1 protein-coding gene is annotated in these 1,370 nt (G+C 68.3%); it reads right to left on the bottom strand.

Going from position 1 to position 1,370, the window contains the following annotated elements; genetic code table 11:
* Positions 1–66 precede the first annotated feature (66 nt).
* Positions 67–1,236: a tetratricopeptide repeat protein gene (locus I5M_RS08195; protein WP_022720957.1), complete on the bottom strand. Its 1,170-nt coding sequence runs from the start codon at positions 1,234–1,236 to the stop codon at positions 67–69.
* Between the last annotated feature and the right edge of the window lie 134 nt (positions 1,237–1,370).

The following is a 1,370-nucleotide window of genomic DNA, read 5'->3' on the forward strand; positions in this document are numbered from 1 at the left end:
GTCTGCAGGATGGGGGAAATTGACGGCCGAAGGGGTGCCTTGCGGGCGCGGCGGCTTCAAGCCGCATCATTTGCAAGGGGCGGCATTGGCGTTGGCATTGTCCCCGCCGCTGCTGTTTGCGGTCTGGCCGCCGCCGCCGAGCCATTTGCGGGCATCGTCCTGGGCCTTGGTGCGATCAGCTTGGGGGAGCTGCGCCAGCACCTCGTCGAGCTGCAGGTCGCCCTTACCGGCGGTCCTGGCGATCAGGTGCCATTTCATGGCCTCGACGAGATCGCGCGGCGCGCCCTGGCCGGAGACCAGCACGTGGGCGAGGCGGTTCTGAGCGATCGGATTGTTGGCGCGCGCTGCCTTCCGCAGTAGCGCCACTGCGGCGACCTCGTTCTTTGGGGTGCCGGTGCCATTGTACAGCGCAATGGCATACTCCACCTGCGCGGCGGTGTTGCCCGCCAGGGCGGCCGCCTGAAGCAGCCGCACCGACTGCACCGCGTCCTTGGGAACGCCGGTGCCTTCCTTATAGAAGGTCGCCAGCGCGTATTGCGCCTCGGCGTTGCCGGCATCGGCCGCGATGCGCAGCAGTTCGGCCGCGCGGTGGACGTCTTGCGGGAAGGTCTGGCCGTCGAGATACAGCAGTGCCAGATTGTAGGCTGCCTTCGGCTCGCCAAGCTTGGCTGACGCCGCGAGCCACTTGGCGGCTTCCTCGCGGTTCGGCGGACCGCCGCCGCGGCCGGCCATCCGCGCCATGGCCAGCGCGAACATCGCCTGGCTGTCGCCGAGGTCGGCGGCGCGCTTGTACCATTCGACCGATTTGTCGTAGTCGCGCTTGGTGCCGAGCGCGTTGGCGTAGAGTTCGCCCAGCATGGTCATGGCCTTGGGATCGCCGACCTCGGTGGCGCGCTTCATCGCCATGTCGAACGCGGTCTTGTAGAAGCCACGCTGATAGGCGCCGTAGACCAGGTCGATATTCTTGGGCTCGGTGAGCGGATCGTCGGGCTGCTCGGCAGCAGCCGCGGGCTTCGGCGGCGCCGGCTCGAAGCCGGACTTCTTCTCCTCGCTCGCAGAGCGCTTCGGCGCCGGCTTCGGGGCCGCCTTTTCGGGCGTCCGCGGCTTCGGCTTTTCCGAGTCGATCGGCTTGGGAAACGGATTGGGCGGCGCCGGCGTCAGCGACATCTGCGCCGAGGCGGACGTCGCCAGCAGCAGCGCGGACGTAAGACAGACAGCGAAGCGCACGGCCTTCATCAATTCATCCCCGGATCGGGCTCATCCCCGGACGGCTGCGGCGCTCGCCGCAAAGCCAGTCCGCAGCGCCTCGCCAGCTTGGGCGAGCGCAATCGCGGGATCGTCGGCCGCCCAAACGAAGTCCCCGACCAGGA

Origin of the sequence: Rhodopseudomonas sp. B29 (genome assembly GCF_000333455.1) — a bacterium.
Lineage (GTDB): Bacteria > Pseudomonadota > Alphaproteobacteria > Rhizobiales > Xanthobacteraceae > Rhodopseudomonas.

Coding starts and splice junctions, on each gene's coding strand:
- I5M_RS08195 (WP_022720957.1), bottom strand. CDS start 1,236: ATGAAGGCCGTGCGCTTCGCTGTCTGTCTTACGTCCGCGCTGCTGCTG.